Origin of the sequence: Pseudomonas sp. HLS-6, from assembly GCF_002753995.1 — a bacterium.
Lineage (GTDB): Bacteria > Pseudomonadota > Gammaproteobacteria > Pseudomonadales > Pseudomonadaceae > Aquipseudomonas > Aquipseudomonas defluvii.
In genome coordinates, this window is the sequence record NZ_CP024478.1 from 2,614,797 (window position 1) to 2,631,473 (window position 16,677).

The following is a 16,677-nucleotide window of genomic DNA, read 5'->3' on the forward strand; positions in this document are numbered from 1 at the left end:
CACACTGCCGGGCAGCCTCGTTGCCTGCCCGGTGGTCGAGACGCCAGCATGGCGTTAACATCGGTCCTACAATTGTTCCCATAACAACAATCAGGACGTTTATGAACAACACCCATGTACTTTCCATCCAGCAGTTGGCCTCGCCCGAGGGTTCCTGCTACGGCTGCGGCTGTTCCCACCCTACCGGTCTGCACGTTGAAAGCCATTGGGCCGAAGACGGCGTGCATGTGCTGTGCAAGCACACCCCGGCAAGTGAATTCCATGGTTGGCCGGGGCTGGTCTACGGCGGCCTGCTGGCGATGCTGGTCGATTGTCATTCCAACTGGACGGCAATGGCCTATCACTACCGTGCCGAGGGCCGTGAACCGGGTAGCCTGCCACGTATCGACTGCGTGACCGGGCAACTGAGCCTGACCTACCTCAAGCCGACCCCCATGGGCGTCGAGTTGGTGCTCAAGGCCCGCGTTGAAGGCGAAGTAGGGCGCAAGAGCCGGGTGATTTGCGAAATCTGGGCCGGTGATGTCCTGACCGTGACCGCCGACTCGGTGTTTGTTCGTGTAGACACCGAACGCCTGCGCCAACAGGCTCACACCCCCGCTTAAGGTTGTACGTCTTTGGAATGGCAGCCCTGTTGGCCGTGCAACGGGGGTGTCGCTCCGGCCCGCCTGTGTTGATGACTTGACCCGTTGAAAAGAGGTGTATACGCTCGCGTCACTCAGAAGCCTACCGACCGTTAGGTTTTGTCTGGGGCGAATTGGAAATCGAGCACATGCATACCGTAACGAAAACGCCATCACCGCCTGTTCGGTTTGCCGTGGCGCTGGCGCTGATCGGCGCCCTTGGCCCTTCGGCAGTCGACATGTACCTGGCCAGCATGCCGGCGATTGCTGCCGAATTTCGAACGTCATACGCCGCCGTGCAGTTGACCTTGACGGTGTTCCTGCTGGCCATGGGCGCCGGGCAACTGTTGTTTGGCCCGCTGATCGATATGCTGGGTCGACGTCGGCCATTGTTGGCAGGGCTGCTGGTGTTCATCCTCAGTTCGGTATGGGCGGCCCGCGCAGATTCCCTCGACGCGTTGGTTGTGGCGCGCTTTGTCCAGGGCTTGGGCAGTGCCCTGACACTGGTCGTGATCATGAGCATGGTGCGCGATGTCGCCGAAGGCGCCCGGGCGGCGCAACTCTTTGCCTTGCTGATGACCATTGAAGGCCTGGCGCCGGTTGTTGCGCCGGCCTTGGGGGGCGTTGTTGGTGCGCACTATGGCTGGCGAATGGTCATGCTGGTGTTGGCCACGCTGGGTGCCGTCGTGCTGCTGAACGCCAGCCTGGTGCTCAAGGAAACCTTGCCTGCAGACCAACGTATGGCCTTTCGACCCAGGGCGTGTCTGCGCACCTATGCAGGGATTGCCAGTGACCGGCAGTTCCTGCGCCCGGCGTTGGCGCTGGCGGCGGTGTTTTTCTTCCTGTTCGCCTACATTGGTGGCGCCGCGTACGTCTATCAGCACCACTATGGGCTGTCGGTCGAGGCGTTTGGCACGCTGTTCGGAGCCACCGGCATTGCGATTTTGCTGGGGGCGATCACGGCGGGGCGGCTGGTGGCGCGCAAAGGGCTTGGTCGGTTGGCGTTGGTCGGCGCTGGCTGCATGTTGCTCGGTTCGCTACTGGTACTGATTGGCGCCGTTACCGCCAGCGGGCTGGTCGGGATCGTCGCAGGCATGGCCTTGGCCATGTTTGGGCTGGGCGTAGCCGAGGCCACGCTGATGTCGATGGCCATGGCTTCACAAACCCGTGCACTAGGCTCTACGGCGGCGTTGCTGGGGGCGTTTCAGTTGATCATTTCGTCGTTCGCCACGCCGTTGTCAGGCATCATGGCGCCTTTGGGCGCATCGCATTGGGCGTTGCTGCTGGCGCTGTCGGCTGCGTTGGTAGCGGTGCTGGTGCGTGCCAGTGTGCGCTGTGCGCCTGGCGAGCGGCCGCACCTGGCCGGGCACTGATGCCCAGGTAACTGTTTTCCGGAGAACGCTGCATGAGAACCCTGTCGCCTTCGGCAGAAAAGATATGCGTGATTGCTGTCGAGCATTTTGCCAACAGCGGCTACGACGCCTGTTCGCTCAATGACATTGCGGTGGCGGCGGGTATGCGCAAGCCATCGTTGTATGCGCATTTCAGCAGCAAGGACGACCTGTTCCAGGCCGTCTTCGAGCGTGCGGTGGAAGCAGAGCGGTTGTATGTCGAGGACTGTTTTGCTCATCCGCATGGCGATGTTCCCGGCGGGCTGTACTGCCAGCGTCTGGGTGAGCGCTATCTAGGGTCGGCGCATTTACGTTTCTTGCTGCGCACGGCGTTTTTTCCGCCGACGGAGCTGCGGGCCTGGATCTCCGCGGGGTTCGAAGGTTATCTGGCGCGGCTGGCGGCGTTGTTCGTTGCACGCATGAAGGCCTATCGGCCGACGTTCGAGGATGAGCAGGCCGTACTCTACCGGGATGCCTACATGGGAATTGTCGACAGTTTGGCGGTGGAGCTGATCTACGCCGGGCCTGAGGCCTATGCCCGACGGCTGGCCGCATTGTGGAAGGTGTTCGAGGATTCATTGGCGCGTAGCGGCGCCGAAAAATAAGACCTTAGTACCATGGCGGCTTCATTGAAGCGGTCCATACTCATCGTTCGCCCTTAAATAACAACAAGCTCAGGGTTCGACATCGATGACTTACCAGCACTGCTATGATCGCTCCATTGCTGACCCCGCTGCGTTTTGGGCCGAGCAAGCCAATGACTTCGCCTGGTACCGAAAACCGACACAGACGCTGACCGAAAACGCCGATGGTACGCACCAGTGGTTCAGCGATGGCCGCTTGAACAGCTGCTACCTGGCCCTTGATTATCAAATCGAGCAAGGCCGTGGCGAGCAAGTCGCGCTGATCTATGACTCCCCGGTAACCCACACCCAGCAAACCTTTACCTACCTGCAAATGCGCGACGAAGTCGCACGCCTGGCCGGCTTGCTGCGCCAGTTGGGTGTGGAAAAGGGTGACGGTGTCATCATCTACATGCCCATGGTGCCCCAGGCCGCCATGGCCATGCTCGCCTGTGCCCGCATTGGCGCGGTGCATTCGGTAGTGTTTGGTGGCTTTGCCGCCAATGAGTTGGCCCTGCGCATCGATGATGCCCGGCCAAAACTGCTGCTGACTGCCTCCTGCGGGTTGGAGTTCGACCGGGTCATTGCCTACAAACCCTTGGTCGACCGGGCCCTGCAACTGGCACAACATCAGCCCAGGCAGGTACTGGTACTTCAGCGCCCGCAAGCCCGTGCCGAGATGATCGAGGGACGCGATCTGGATTGGCAGGCCGCCGTCGCCAGTGCTGAACCGGTCGCGCCAGTCGAGCTGGGCGCTGCCGACCCGCTCTACATCATGTACACCTCGGGCACCACCGGAAAACCCAAAGGTATCGTGCGCGAAAACGGCGGCAATGCCGTGGCGCTGAAGTTCGCCATGCAGCACATCTATGGCATGCAGCCGGGTGATGTCTGGTGGGGGATCTCCGATGTGGGCTGGGTGGTCGGGCACTCGTTGATCGTTTACGGGCCGCTGATGAATGGCTGCACCAGTGTGTTCTACGAGGGCAAGCCGATTCGTACACCAGATGCCGGTGCTTACTGGCGTGTGGTAGAGCAGTACAAGGTTAACGGGATGTTCTGCGCGCCGACAGCGATGCGGGCGGTGCGCAAGGAGGACCCGGAAGGCCTGTTGCTGCGTAAATATGACCTGAGCTCGTTGCGTCAGTTGTTCCTGGCCGGCGAGAAACTTGACTCCAGCACCCACCAATGGCTTGAGGCAACCAGTGGCAAGGCGGTCCACGATCACTGGTGGCAGACCGAAACCGGCTGGCCGGTGACAGCGCCCTGTGTCGGTCTTGATGGCAGTGGCGTGCGAGCGGGATCGAGCAACCGTGCGGTACCGGGGTACCACGTTCAGGTACTGGATGACGACGGGCATTTGCTGGGGCCGAATCAGCAAGGAGCCATCGTCATTGCCTTGCCGTTGCCGCCCGGCTGCAGCCAGACCTTGTGGGGCGACCATGCACGTTACGTGCAGTCGTACCTGCAGACGTATCCGGGTTACTACCATACCGGAGACGGCGGTTACCTGGATGATGACGGCTTTGTCTACATCATGGGGCGCACCGATGATGTGATCAACGTCTCAGGTCATCGCCTGTCGACCGGTGAAATGGAAGACCTGGTGGCCGCGCATCCGGCCGTGGCCGAATGTGCGGTGATCGGTGTCTACGACGAGATCAAGGGCCAGGTGCCACTGGCACTGGTAGTGCTCAAGGACGCGACGCCAATCAGTGAGCAGCAGTTGCAGAGCGAGCTGGTTGCCCGCGTTCGCGAGCAGATCGGCGCACTGGCCTGCTTCAATCAGGTTCGTGTGGTCAAGCGCCTGCCCAAGACGCGCTCAGGGAAAATTCTCCGGGCCGTGTTGCGCAAGATCGCCGATCAACAGCCCTATACGCCGCCATCGACGCTCGATGACCCCGCCGTGCTGGATGAGATCGAGGCAGTGCTCGCCAGCCTTGCCCGGGCAGGCTAACGGGTAGGCGGTACATGGCCTGAGACACAGGCCATGTACCGCGTGTTCTCACTGTTCTGTCTTCTGCTGCAACTGCCCGAGGCGGCTGCGGGTGCGGGCCAGGTCGTTGGCTGTCCCTTGCAGGGCGGCGTCCAATGGCTGTTCGCCAATCAGCACCAGATACTTGTCCTGGTCGTAGAGCACGTCAATCAGGTTGATGAAACGCTGCTGGGCGGCGATCGAACAGTCCGCCAGGTTTGGCAGGCCATCGATGACCCAATGCTCGAAGCGCTGTGCCAATTGCAAGTAGTCGATGACGGCGGTGGGTTGTTCGCAAAGGGCCGCGAAGTCGAACGCAACACGCTCGCCGTCAACTAGCCAGGCCTGTACATCTCGTTTTCCCACTGCAAGGGCGGTGGGCTGCGCCGGTGGCAGGTCGAGGGCAGCACGTTGCTCGGCATTGCCTGGCCACAGGTAGCAACCCTGGGTAAAACGCTGGTGGCTGCCGCTGCCCGGCAGGCCCCGGTAGTCCTCGCCGCCCACTTCGACGACGTGCATGTGCTGTTTGATCAGGCGGATGACCGGTTCGAAACGCTGGTGGTAGAGCGGGTTTGGCAGTAGCCCTTCGGGCGGGTAGTTGGAGGTGACCAGCAGCAGGATGCGTCGCTCGAACAACGCCTTGAACAGTTGGGTGATGAGCATGGCGTCACCGATGTCATGGACATGGAACTCATCGAAGCACAGGACTTTGCAGTCCTCGAGCAACTCGTCAAGGGTGCAGGCCAGCGCATTGTCGGCATGCCGATGACGGAACATGCCGTCGTGCAGCCGGGCGAAGAAGTCATGAAAGTGCAGGCGGCGTTTTTGCTCCAGGGTGATTGCCCGGAAGAATCCCTCCAGCAACCAGCTTTTGCCTCGCCCGACACCGCCATAGAGGTACAGGCTGCGTGCCTGGCCCCGCGCCAGTTGTTCGACCTGCCCGGCCATGAAGCCGATCACCTGTTGCTGGCTGTGGCTCAGGGTATAGCCCTGTTCGTGGGCTTTGTGCTGGAACCACAGGCGCAACTGCTGAGCGGGGCCATCGTTGAGGGTAGAGCCGCGTTGCATTCGCTGGCGCAAGCTGCGCAAGGGGGAGCGAATCCAGGACGAAGAGGGCGGCTTTGCAGTCAACGTGGGGTCCTTGGCTTAAGGGGAACGAACAGCCCACCTAGAGCGAGCGCGGCTAATTTACCCAATAGCGACACAGGCGACCAGCGATCTTGAGCCCTGGGAGTGTTACGGTGCCTTGAGGCTGTCAGTGTGCGGCGCGACGCTCACACAAGGCCTCCAGACTGTCGCGCAGTGCCGCGCCATCATCGTCCAGCGCCGGGCGGGCGTAGAGTGCCAGTGTCAACCCGGCGATGGGCGCGAAGCCTTCATTGACACCCAGTACGCGATGGCTGGGTTCAACACTGCGTGCCGGGATCAGGCTAACCCCCAAGCCTGCATTCACTGCCGCGCTGATGCTGGCCAGGCTGGTGCTGGAGTAACTGATACGCCAAGGGCGCCCGGCCGCTTCCAGCGCATGGATCATTTCCTGGCGATACAGCGCACCTACCGGGAACACCACCAAGGGCACGGGGTCGGTTATCGGGTGTCTGGCACTGCTGACCCAAGCCAACGGTTCCGGCCAGTACGCATGACAGTCACTGTCAGCGCCCCATTGCTTGACCAGCAGCAGGTCCAGTTCGCCATTACGGTACAGGTGCAGCAGCGGCAGGCTGAGGCCGCACTCGACCTCCAGGCGCATACGTGGCCGCTCGGCCAGCAGGTGGCTCAATGGCGTCGTGAGAATTTCGCCCGCGAAGTCATCCGGCACCCCAAGACGCAACGCCACCTCCGGTTGCTGAGGGCTCAGGGCGTGGCGCGCTTCCTCTTCCAGGCGCAGGATGCGCCGGGCATAGCCCAGCAGCCGTTCGCCTGCTTCGGTCGGCCAGACCTGCCGCTGGCTGCGGTCCAGCAAACGGCAGCCCAGGCGTTGCTCCAACCGGATGATCTGTTGGCTGATGGTTGATTGGGTTAGGTGCAGGCGCTCGCCAGCGCGGGTGAAACTGCCGGCTTCGACGACAGTGACGAAGCTGCGCAACAGTAAAGGGTCAAGCATTCGAAATCCCACTGGCATGCATGAAATCAATTAATTTCATACTACCCCGGCGTCTCAGGATAATCACCGGCCTGTGTTGAATCTCATTAAAAGGCGCAAGCATGAACAGCGAAATGAACGCGCACCTGAGTCGGACCGGCGCGCTCGGCTGGCTGTTGGTGGTGGCGGTGGCGATTAACCTGCGGCCGATCCTGACCAGCATCGGCCCGTTGCTGGAGGAGATTCGCAACAGCACCGGCCTGGGTTACCAGCAGGCGGCACTGCTCACCGCGTTGCCGGTGTTGTGCATGGGCCTGGTACCGTTGCTGCAACCCTGGCTACGCCGCTGGCTGAGCGAGCACCACGGGATGCTTGCCGGGCTTGCAGCCATTGCCCTGGCGTGTACCTGGCGCCTGTTTCTGCACAGTGGTACGGCGCTGATTGCCAGTGCCGCGTTGGCTGGCCTGGGTGTGGCTTTTATTCAGGCCTTGATGCCAGGCCTGGTCAATCGTTGGTTCCCCTCACGCCTGGCGTTGGCCATGGGCGTGTATTCGGCAGCGTTGATGAGCGGTGGTGGAATCGCCGCCGTGCTCGGCCCGCGGATCGCGGAAACGGCCGGGCACTGGCAGGCGGGTCTTGGGGTGTGGCTGCTACCGGCGCTGCTGGCCCTGGTCTTGTGGTGCGTGGCGCGCCCCAGCGCGGAGCAGGCGCGTAGTGGGGCAGAGGCCAGGCGACACTTTTTCGGCAGCCGCCGTGCGTGGTTGCTGGCGGGCTACTTTGGCCTGATCAACGGTGGTTACACCAGCATGGTTGCCTGGTTGCCGGCCTACTATCGGCAGATCGGTGGCAGCGCCCAGGGCGGCGGCGAGTTGATTGGCTTGATGACCATTTTCCAGGTGTTGGGTGCGTTGGGCCTGCCGTTGCTGTTGCGGCGTTTGGCTGATCGGCGCCCGGGGCTGTTGGTGGCCTTGTTGTCGCAGTTGCTGGGCTTTATCGGCCTGCTGATGCAGCCTTCATTATGGTCGGGGCTGTGGGTGGCGCTAATTGGTTTCGGCCTGGGCGCCTGCTTCAGCCTGAGCCTCACGCTCACCCTTGAACACTTGCGCGGCAAGCCTGCCGAGGCAGGGGCACTGGCGGCGTTTGTCCAAGGTATCGGTTTTATCATCACCGGCATCATTCCCTACCTGACAGGCTGGCTGCGGGATATTAGCGGCGATTTCCAGGCCTCGTGGTTGTTGCTGACCTTGACAGTGGTACTGATGCTCGTGGTGACCTTGCGTTTTTCTCCGGGTGGTTATGCCGGCGCCATGAGCGAGGAGGGTAAGCGTCAGGCGAGCCCTGTGGCCAGATGATGGGCGGCGGGTGTTTCACCCGTGTAACTGAAGGCGTGCCGTTGATCCGCAAAACCTACGCGTGTTCTGTGCGACGCCACACTCAAGGGTGTCAGCCATTTCCATTTGGAGGGCAACCCTCATGAAAGCGCGTTGGGTGTTGGCATCGGCCTTGCTGGCCTGTGCTGCTGTGCAGGCACAAGACGCAGTACCGTTGTATCACTATGGCATGCCGCTTGATGTGGCCAAGGTGGTCAACCTGAGTGAGCCGGAGTCGATGCTGTGTGAGGTGGTAAAGGCACGTATGGTCTACAAGGATTCGGCCGGGCAACTGCGTAGCCTGGACTACCTGAAACTGGCGCAAGCCTGCAACCATGGCGGTTGATCCGCCGCCGTTTATGTTATGGCCTGAGTGCAGTCATGGTGCGGGTAGGTGCTGCTGAACGTCGTTGAGTGACCATGACCGCACACAAGGCTTTTGCCTGAGGTGAGTGAATCGGCGTAGCCTTGCCGTGTCAGCCGCAATGGATTCGCCCATGGCCCCGCGCAAACCCAGTATTCGCCAACGCAATGTCGACAGTATTCTCCTCGCTGCGGAAAAGGTATTTGCCGAAAAAGGCTTTGCCGGCACCGCCATGGCCGACATTGCCGAGGCTGCCGAACTGCCGCGTAGCAATGTGCACTATTACTTCAGTACCAAGGCAGAGTTGTATCAGGCTGTAGTGCTCGGCTTGCTTGAGGTGTGGAAACAGGATGCGCTGTGTTTCGAGCTGTATGACGATCCGAGGATCGTGCTCAGCAGCTACATACGCGCCAAGATGAATCATTCGCGCAGCCGGCCTCATGGCTCCAAGGTCTGGGCCGACGAAATTATCCATGGTGCGCCTAACCTCGGCACAGCCCTGGATGACAGCCTGTGCGGCTGGGCGAAACTGAAGGAGGCGAAAATTCGTCAATGGGTCGAAGACGGACGCATCCTGCCGGTCGAGCCCTCAGGGTTGCTGTACATGATCTGGGCCTCGACCCAGCACTACGCCGACTTCAGCCATCAGGTCAGCCTGCTGAACGCGCATCAGCCCCTTGATGACCTCCAGTTTGAGCGCGCCGTGCAGACCGTCACCTGCGTCATCTTGCGGGGTATCGGGCTGGAACCCTGAGCGGCCCCACTGGCAACGCCTGTTGTGGCATGCTTGCTGGCTTTGGTAACACCGGAATCAGGGAATGAACGGGCAGGATCTCAAGGACAGGCAGCAACTGCAGGCACGGCTTGAAAGGTGTGTTTCCGTGTATGCGCTGATCGACCCGTCTCAGGCGGGTGAGGGTGAAGACACGGTGTTGGATGGGGTTGAGGTCCGCTCGTTTGAGGCCGCCCCGCAATCCCTCGGCTTGGCGCTGAACAGTGAGTGGGAGCCCGAGTCCTGGTTGCTGCGCCTGAGCCCCTTGGCCATGGCGAGCTGGCCAGGGGAACGGCAGCCCGGCCTGAACTGGTTCAAGGTCGACTTCCGCCTGTCGTCATCACCCGATGCACAAGCGTCACTGTATGCCTTCAGGGCGCTTGACGATGCGCGAACGCCTTTGGAAATCCTCGATGTGCAAGTGCTGGACAAAGGCGAGACGCTTCGCAAACTGGTGCGCTTTAGCCAATTGCGCGGCCTGCCGGTTTCCTCCAAAGCGAGTATTGCCGAGTTGTTCCAGCAGGCTACCGATAATTGTGATTGGCCGATGTTGGTCGTGCATGATGTCGGCCAGGCTAACTGGAATTCACTGTATCCCAGTGCGATCTGCCCGTGCCGAGGCAAACACGCCGTGCTGTTCTACGACTGCGGTGTCCCGACAGGGTACAACTATGCCACCTTGCCCAGCCCGCCGTTGGACCCCTTTGCCAACGCGTCAGCCGAGGCACCGGTCATCCTGTCGCACTGGGACATGGACCACTGGGCTGGCGCCGCTGCCGGACAGCCGCTTTTCGGTGGCCGTGGTATTCGCATCGCGTGGGATCCACGGGCGCTTGATCGCCCCTGGATCGTACCCAATCAAGGGCGTGCGCAGAGCGGTCAGCGTGTTTCCAGCATGGGCTGGCGACTGGCGCTCGCCTTGGCGCGGCGGGGTAACCTCTACATCTGGCCGAGTCAGCTCAATGGCGTTGTCAGCCATCAGGGCCATCGCATCATCAAGTGTCAGCCACAGGGTGGCCACAATGACAATAACAACACGGGCCTGGCACTGCTGATCAATGCCGGTGCTTCAAGGCGTGAGCCGCAGTACCTGCTAACAGTGGGCGATGCCGACTACGCGTCGTTATACCTTCATTACCCGCAAGTTCGGGCGTGTGGCTATCGAGGGCTGGTAGCCAGTCATCATGGTGGCAACATCAACAGCGTGCCGCCTGCGCCACTGGATCGCTGGAGCAAGCTGGTTTATTCACACGGCGCCAGGTACCACCATCCAACGCATGCTGCACGACTGGCCCACAGCGCCGCGGGCTGGCAACAGGTCCGCGAAACCCATCAGCGGCGCAATCGTCGTATTCGCGGAGGTGTTCAGCAACAGGTGGGCAGCGTGAGCCTGGGCATTCACGTTGAGCCCTGCCTTTGCGCGCACCTGGGTGTGCCTGCCGATGCCAACTGCCCGATTCAGTAATGCCCGATCCGCTTTAGCGGTCGCCGCGCGCAAACGCGTGCAAGGTCTGGCCTTCCATCCGGTAGCGCACCCACTCATCCTGAGGCTGTGCGCCAATCGAGCGGTAGAACTGAATGGCGGGTTCGTTCCAGTCCAGTACGCTCCACTCCAGGCGGCCGCACCCCTTGTCGCAGGCTTCTCGGGCGATATGGCGCAGCAACTGCTTGCCTGCGCCGCTACCGCGTTGGTCGGGGTGATGTAAAGGTCTTCGAGGTAGATGCCGTTGCTGCCCAGCCAGGTGGAGTAGCTGAAAAAGTACACCGCGTAGCCGATGACCTGGCCATCGCGCTCGCAGATCAGCGCTTTGGCCGTCGCCTCAGGGCTGAACAGGCTGCGCTCGATATCGGCGAGGTTGGCGACCACTTCATGGCGGGCGCGTTCGTAGTCGGCGAGCTCGATGATCAGCTCGAGAATGCGCCCTGCGTCTTCAAGGCGGGCGGGGCGAATGTGCACGGTCATAAGTGAGGTTTCTGCGGGCAAGGGGTGGGCGATCATCGTAACCGTCAGGGAGTGACCATCAACTCCGCCAGCAGGCCAGCACCCACAATGACTGCATGGGTGCTGGCGTTCCTGCGGTCTAGCGGCGCACGCTTGCTGCGTGAATCAGCCTTGGCGTTTTACCACCAGCGTCAAGATGTCGTAGCTGGCCACCAGCTCGCCGAGCTGATTGGTGACTTCGACATCCCAGGCCACGACCCCCTGCGGGATACCCTGTGGGCTCTTTTTGCCCTGGTCGATCTTGCGCTTGCAGGTCAGGCGCGCCTGGATGGTGTCGCCGATGCCCACCGGATTGATAAACCGCAGGGTGTCCAGGCCATAGTTGGCCAGCACCGGGCCGGGTGCGGCGCTGACGAACAGCCCAGCTGCCGCCGATAGCACAAAGTAACCATGGGCGATGCGTTTGCCGAACTGCGATTCCTTGGCGGCGATGTCATCGAAGTGCATGTAGAAATGGTCGCCCGACAGGCAGCCGAAGTTGACCAGATCGGCTTCGGTCACGGTACGTCGATGGGTCAGCAGTGACTCCCCGATCTGCAGGTCTTCAAAGTGCCGGCGGAACGGGTGCACCTCGGTTTCGATCACTTCGGCGCCACGTACGTATTCACCGGTAACCGCCATCAGCATGCTCGGTGAGCCTTGCACGGCGGCGCGCTGCAAGTAGTGCTTGACCGCACGCAGGCCGCCCAGTTCCTCACCGCCGCCGGCTCGACCGGGGCCGCCGTGCTTGAGCTGTGGCAGTGGCGAGCCGTGCCCTGTGGACTCTACTGCCGCTTCGCGGTCCAGCACCAGAAGGCGCCCATGCCATGCGGCAGCGGCGGGGATCGCCTTGGCGGCGACCTGGCGATCATGGGTGACCAGCGTTGCGACCAGGCTGCCTTTGCCGCGAGCCGCCAGCGCCAAGGCTTCGTCCAGATCATCGTAGGCCATCAGTGTACTGACCGGGCCGAAGGCTTCGATATCGTGAGCACCGCCCTCGGCGTGCGGATTGCGCGCCTGGAGCAGGGTCGGGGCGAAGAACGCACCTTCCGCGACGCCTTCGCCAACCGGGGCGAAACCATCGCGCTCGCCGAACAGCAGGTCGCAGCTTTGCAGCAGGCTCTGCACACGTTCAGCGACATCGGCCTGTTGGCTATGGGAGGCGAGGGCGCCCATGCGTACGCCTTCCACCGATGGGTCGCCGACCACCACCTTGCTCAGGCGCTCGCGCAGGCGGGTAGCGACCGCGTCGAAGTGCTTGGCCGGGACGATGGCGCGGCGGATGGCGGTACATTTCTGCCCGGCCTTGGTGGTCATCTCGCGGACCACTTCCTTGATGTACAGGTCAAACTCCGGGTCGTCCGGGGTTACGTCCGGGCCCAGAATCGCGCAGTTCAGCGAATCGGCCTCGGCCGTGAAAGGTACCGAATTGCGGATCAGGTTCGGCGTGACGCGCAGTTTGGCGGCGGTGTCGGCAGAACCGGTAAACGTGACCACGTCCTGGCCCTGCAAGCGGTCGAGCAAGTCGCCGGTGCCGCCGATCACCAATTGCAGGCTGCCGACCGGCAACAGGCCGGACTGATCCATCAGGCGCACGACTGCCTCGGTCAGGTAGCTGGTGGAGGTGGCCGGCTTGACGATGCACGGCATGCCCGCAAGGAAGGTCGGCGCAAACTTTTCCAGCATGCCCCAGATCGGGAAGTTGAAGGCGTTGATGTGCACGGCCAGGCCCGCGCGCGGCACCAGGATATGGCTACCGGCGAAGTGGCCTTGCTTGCCCAGCGGTATGGCCGGGCCTTCATGGACGATATTGCCCGACGGCAGTTCACGGGTACCGATACCCGAGTAGGCGAACAGGGTAGCGTTGCCGCCTTCGATGTCGATCCAGCTGTCGGCACGGGTGGCGCCGCTGTGGTGCGACAGGGCATACAGCTGCTCCTTGCGTTCGCTCAGGTACAGCGCCAGGGCCTTCAGCCGGGCGGCACGCTGCTGGAAGTCCATGGCCATGAGTTCAGCCAGCCCACGGGCCCGTGCGTGTTCAATGGCTTCGGCGAAGTCTGGGCGCTCTTCGTGGCTGTAGGCCAGGATATGGCCGTCCAGGGCGCTGCGCAGGGGTTGAGCGCCGTGCTGGCCGATCCAGCGGCCGCCGATGAAGCTTTGCAAGGTTGGGGCGTGAGACATCAGGTGTTCTCCTACGTGAATAAGGCCGCTGCGCCAGCGCTGGCGCAGCGGGAGGGCGCTTACCAGAGCGCCAGGGTGTAGCCGACAATGAGGCGGTTCTCGTCCACGGCGTTGGTCAGGCCATTGCCGGAGCGGAAGGTGACGTTGCGCCAGCGCAGGCTGACGTTTTTCAGTGGCCCGCTCTGCACCACATAGGCGATATCGGTATCGCGTTCCCACTCACGACCGTTGTCCACGCTGGCCGTCTTGGCGTGACGACCGTCGGTGTAACGGGTCATGAAGCTCAGACCCGGTACGCCGAGGGCGGCGAAGTCGTAGTCATAGCGCACTTGCCAGGAGTCCAGGCCAGCGCGGGTGAAGGTGTTGTAGGTCACCAGGTTGACCACATAGGGGTCACCACCATTGAGGAACGGGAACGCACTGTCGCCGGACTGCTGCTGGAAGTTGGTGCTGAACTTGTGGGCACCGACACCCAGGGTGAACATGCCGTTGAAGTTGCGGTTATCGATGCGCCCGGCGCGTTCGGCGCCGTCTTCACGGCTGTCGAAGTAGCGGATATCGCTGCGCAGGCTTAAGCCTTCGCCCAATGGCCAGGTATGCACCAGACCGACGAACTGCTGGCGGTAGATATCCTCCAGCTTGCCGTAGTAGTAGCTCAGTGCCAGTTGCGGGTTGATTGCCCAACTGCCGCCGGCAAAGTCGAAGGCGTCACTTGTGGCTGCGCCATACCCGATATCGTCACGGCTGGAGGAGTCGCGCAGATTGGTTTTGGTCAGCCGCCCGCCGTTGAAGGTCAGCCCGTCGAGTTCCTGGCTGGTCAGCAAACCACCCTGAAAGGTCGAAGCGAGCAGGCGGGTGTCGTTGTAGACCACCACCGGCAGTAGCGGCTGCAGGGTGCCCAGGCGCAGGACACTCTTTGACGCGCGCAGCTTGGCGGTCAAACCCAGTTCGCTGTAATCATCGTCCGGCTCCAGGCTGTTGCGGCCGTAAGGCAGCAGGCCCGTACCGCGACGATCGCGGCTTGAGTCCAGTTTGATACCCAGTTGGCCCATGGCGTCGACACCGAAGCCCACCGTGCCTTCGGTGAAACCCGATTCGATTTTCGTGGTAAAGCCCTGTGCCCACTCGTCGGCCTTGGCCTGTGGCGCGTTGCTTTGACGAAAATCACGATTCAGGTAGTGGTTACGCAGTTCGATCTTGGCGTGGCTGTCCTCGATAAAGTCAGCCAAGGCCGGTGCGGCGGCCATCGGCAAGGTGAGGCCAGCCAGCATGGCGGCAAGCTGTGGAGCGGAAGCAGTACGTATGTGGTTCATTATTTTTATACCCAACAGTCCTGTGACAGCGTTACGTAATGGTCAGTGTTTACTGGCACCGGCGGCGCCGATTCCGGTCATCGAGCGAATGAACTGGGCCAGGTAGCGGCCGCGTTCTTGCGCTGCTTGTGGTGAGCTGTCGGTCACTGAGAACACCCAGGCGCCAAGGAACGCCAGGCTCATGGAGAACAGGGCCGGGTTGTTGTAGGGGAACAGTGCTTTGTCGAAGTGCAGGACGTTGACCCAGACCGCCGGGCTGAGCACCAGCAGGGCGATGGCCGAGACCAGGCCAGCCATGCTGCCGGCGACTGCGCCGCGGGTGGTCAGGCCTTTCCAGAACATCGAGAGGAACAGCACCGGGAAGTTCACCGAGGCCGCGATGGCCAATACCAGGCCGGAGAGGAAGGCGATGTTCTGCGACTCGAAGAGCAGGCCGAGGATGATCGCCAGAACGCCGATCGCCAGGGTGGCAATACGCGACACGCGCATTTCTTCCTGCTCGGTGGCTTTGCCCTTGCGCACGACGCAGGCATAAAGGTCATGGGAGACCGCCGAAGCACCGGACAGCGCCAGGCCGGCGACCACCGCCAGAATGGTGGCAAAGGCCACTGCCGAAATGAAACCGAGGAACAGGTTGCCGCCAACCGCCTGGGCCAGGTGCACGGCGATCATGTTGCCGCCGCCGATGATCGCGCCGCTGGCATCGCGGTAGGCTGGCTCTGTGCCCACCATGACGATGGCGCCAAAGCCGACGACAATCAGCAGCAGGTAGAAGTAGCCGATGAAACCGGTCGCGTAGAACACGCTCTTGCGCGCTTCCTTGGCGTCGCTGACGGTGAAGAAGCGCATCAGGATATGCGGCAGGCCGGCGGTCCCGAACATCATGCCCAGGCCCAGCGAAATCGCGTCGATCGGGTTGGACAACAGCCCGCCGGGCGCCATGATCGCTTGCCCCTTGGTGTGTACCGCTGCCGCGCCGGCAAACATCGCTTCAGTGCTGTAGCCAAAGTGCCGCAGTACCATGAGCGCCATGAAGGTGGTGCCCGACAGCAACAGCACGGCCTTGATGATCTGCACCCAGGTCGTGGCCAACATGCCGCCGAAGGTGACATAGAACACCATCAGAACGCCCACCAGAATGACCGCATACAGGTAGCTGATGCCAAACAACAACTCGATCAGCTTGCCGGCACCGACCATTTGCGCCACCAGGTACATCAGGGCAACGGTCAGGGTGCCAAACGCCGAGGTCAGGCGCACGGGTGTCTGTGCCAGACGATAGGAGACCACGTCGGCGAAGGTGTACTTGCCCAGGTTGCGCAAGCGCTCGGCAATCAGGAACAGGATGATCGGCCACCCGGCCAGGACACCCAGCGCATAGAGCAAGCCGTCATAGCCATTGAGGAACATCATGGCGGAAATGCCGAGGAACGACGCCGCGCTGATCATGTCGCCAGCAATCGCCAGGCCGTTCTGGAAACCGGTCAGGCCGCCACCGGCGGTATAGAAGTCGCTGGCTGAGCGGGTGCGCCGTGCCGCCCAACGGGTAATGCCCAGGGTGAACAGGACAAACATCAGGAACATGCCGATGGCGTTCCAGTTCAACGGACGGGTAGCATCGGCGGCGAGCGCCAGGTCGCTGATCATCAGGCCCGGCAGCAGTAAGGTAAATACGGGTTTCATTGGGCGCACTCCTGCCGGACTTTGTCGTTGAGCGGGTCGAGTACGTTGTTGGCGCGATAGACGTAGATGCCGGTCAAGGCAAAGGACAACAGCACGATCACGACCCCGACCAGCATGCCGACCGAGGTGACCCCGCCACTCAGGGATTGACCCAGGGTGCTGGGTGAGAAGGCAACCAGCAGGACGAAGCCGTAGTAGATGACAAGCATGGCCAGGGTCAGCGACCAGTTCAGGCGCTGTTTACGCCTGACCAGCTGTTGAAAGTCCGGGTGCTTGCAGATGCTTTCGATATCGTTGGGTGTCATGGCGCTCTCTTGATCT

Annotated in this window: 14 protein-coding genes and 1 pseudogene; 8 read left to right on the top strand and 7 right to left on the bottom strand. The window is 61.9% G+C overall.

Features of this window, described 5'->3' with window-relative positions:
- The first annotated feature begins 101 nt into the window (after nucleotides 1-101).
- The 4 genes from CS390_RS12395 (at nucleotide 102) to CS390_RS12410 (ending at nucleotide 4,591) form a co-directional block, all read left to right on the top strand.
- Nucleotides 102-602, top strand: coding sequence for a PaaI family thioesterase (locus tag CS390_RS12395; protein WP_065758377.1), 501 nt, complete (start codon nucleotides 102-104; stop codon nucleotides 600-602).
- Nucleotides 603-769: 167 nt separating this feature from the next.
- Entirely contained in the window at nucleotides 770-1,993 is a 1,224-nt protein-coding gene (locus CS390_RS12400; RefSeq protein WP_099774720.1) for a multidrug effflux MFS transporter, read from the top strand.
- A gap of 32 nt (nucleotides 1,994-2,025) precedes the next feature.
- Nucleotides 2,026-2,616, top strand: a complete 591-nt coding sequence (locus CS390_RS12405) for a TetR/AcrR family transcriptional regulator (RefSeq protein WP_065758379.1) — start codon at nucleotides 2,026-2,028, stop codon at nucleotides 2,614-2,616.
- An 85-nt stretch (nucleotides 2,617-2,701) separates the two neighbouring features.
- The gene (locus CS390_RS12410; RefSeq protein WP_099774722.1) at nucleotides 2,702-4,591 is read left to right on the top strand and encodes a propionyl-CoA synthetase; all 1,890 of its coding nucleotides are present in this window, start codon (nucleotides 2,702-2,704) and stop codon (nucleotides 4,589-4,591) included.
- Nucleotides 4,592-4,639: 48 nt separating this feature from the next.
- On the opposite strand, the gene zapE is transcribed toward CS390_RS12410, so the two are convergent.
- Nucleotides 4,640-5,740: a cell division protein ZapE gene (zapE, locus tag CS390_RS12415; RefSeq protein WP_256587610.1), complete on the bottom strand. Its 1,101-nt coding sequence runs from the start codon at nucleotides 5,738-5,740 to the stop codon at nucleotides 4,640-4,642.
- 124 nt (nucleotides 5,741-5,864) lie between these two features.
- Nucleotides 5,865-6,713, bottom strand: coding sequence for a LysR substrate-binding domain-containing protein (locus CS390_RS12420; protein ID WP_099774726.1), 849 nt, complete (start codon nucleotides 6,711-6,713; stop codon nucleotides 5,865-5,867).
- Between the two features lie 101 nt (nucleotides 6,714-6,814).
- Here CS390_RS12420 and CS390_RS12425 point away from each other — a divergent pair, with 101 nt between their 5' ends.
- The 4 genes from CS390_RS12425 (at nucleotide 6,815) to CS390_RS12440 (ending at nucleotide 10,663) form a co-directional block, all read left to right on the top strand.
- Nucleotides 6,815-8,044: a cyanate transporter gene (locus tag CS390_RS12425; RefSeq protein ID WP_256587611.1), complete on the top strand. Its 1,230-nt coding sequence runs from the start codon at nucleotides 6,815-6,817 to the stop codon at nucleotides 8,042-8,044.
- Between the two features lie 121 nt (nucleotides 8,045-8,165).
- Nucleotides 8,166-8,408 (top strand): DUF2790 domain-containing protein, encoded by a 243-nt coding sequence (locus tag CS390_RS12430; protein ID WP_099774728.1) that lies wholly within the window; start codon nucleotides 8,166-8,168, stop codon nucleotides 8,406-8,408.
- Between the two features lie 151 nt (nucleotides 8,409-8,559).
- Nucleotides 8,560-9,180 (top strand): TetR/AcrR family transcriptional regulator, encoded by a 621-nt coding sequence (locus tag CS390_RS12435; protein ID WP_099774730.1) that lies wholly within the window; start codon nucleotides 8,560-8,562, stop codon nucleotides 9,178-9,180.
- A gap of 64 nt (nucleotides 9,181-9,244) precedes the next feature.
- Nucleotides 9,245-10,663 (top strand): hypothetical protein, encoded by a 1,419-nt coding sequence (locus tag CS390_RS12440; protein ID WP_099774732.1) that lies wholly within the window; start codon nucleotides 9,245-9,247, stop codon nucleotides 10,661-10,663.
- A 13-nt stretch (nucleotides 10,664-10,676) separates the two neighbouring features.
- On the opposite strand, the pseudogene CS390_RS12445 reads toward CS390_RS12440, so the two are convergent.
- From CS390_RS12445 to CS390_RS12465, 5 genes and pseudogenes are all read right to left on the bottom strand, one after another.
- Nucleotides 10,677-11,161, bottom strand: a pseudogene (locus CS390_RS12445) (N-acetyltransferase family protein).
- 144 nt (nucleotides 11,162-11,305) lie between these two features.
- Complete coding sequence (gene paaZ, locus CS390_RS12450; protein ID WP_099774734.1) at nucleotides 11,306-13,360, bottom strand: phenylacetic acid degradation bifunctional protein PaaZ; 2,055 nt, start codon at nucleotides 13,358-13,360, stop codon at nucleotides 11,306-11,308.
- 59 nt (nucleotides 13,361-13,419) lie between these two features.
- Nucleotides 13,420-14,673, bottom strand: a complete 1,254-nt coding sequence (locus CS390_RS12455) for an OprD family porin (RefSeq protein ID WP_099774736.1) — start codon at nucleotides 14,671-14,673, stop codon at nucleotides 13,420-13,422.
- Nucleotides 14,674-14,715: 42 nt separating this feature from the next.
- Nucleotides 14,716-16,356 (bottom strand): cation acetate symporter, encoded by a 1,641-nt coding sequence (locus CS390_RS12460; RefSeq protein WP_218195302.1) that lies wholly within the window; start codon nucleotides 16,354-16,356, stop codon nucleotides 14,716-14,718.
- Nucleotides 16,353-16,661 (bottom strand): DUF485 domain-containing protein, encoded by a 309-nt coding sequence (locus tag CS390_RS12465; RefSeq protein ID WP_099776666.1) that lies wholly within the window; start codon nucleotides 16,659-16,661, stop codon nucleotides 16,353-16,355. Before CS390_RS12465 ends, CS390_RS12460 begins: the two co-directional genes overlap by 4 nt.
- Nucleotides 16,662-16,677: the final 16 nt, after the last annotated feature.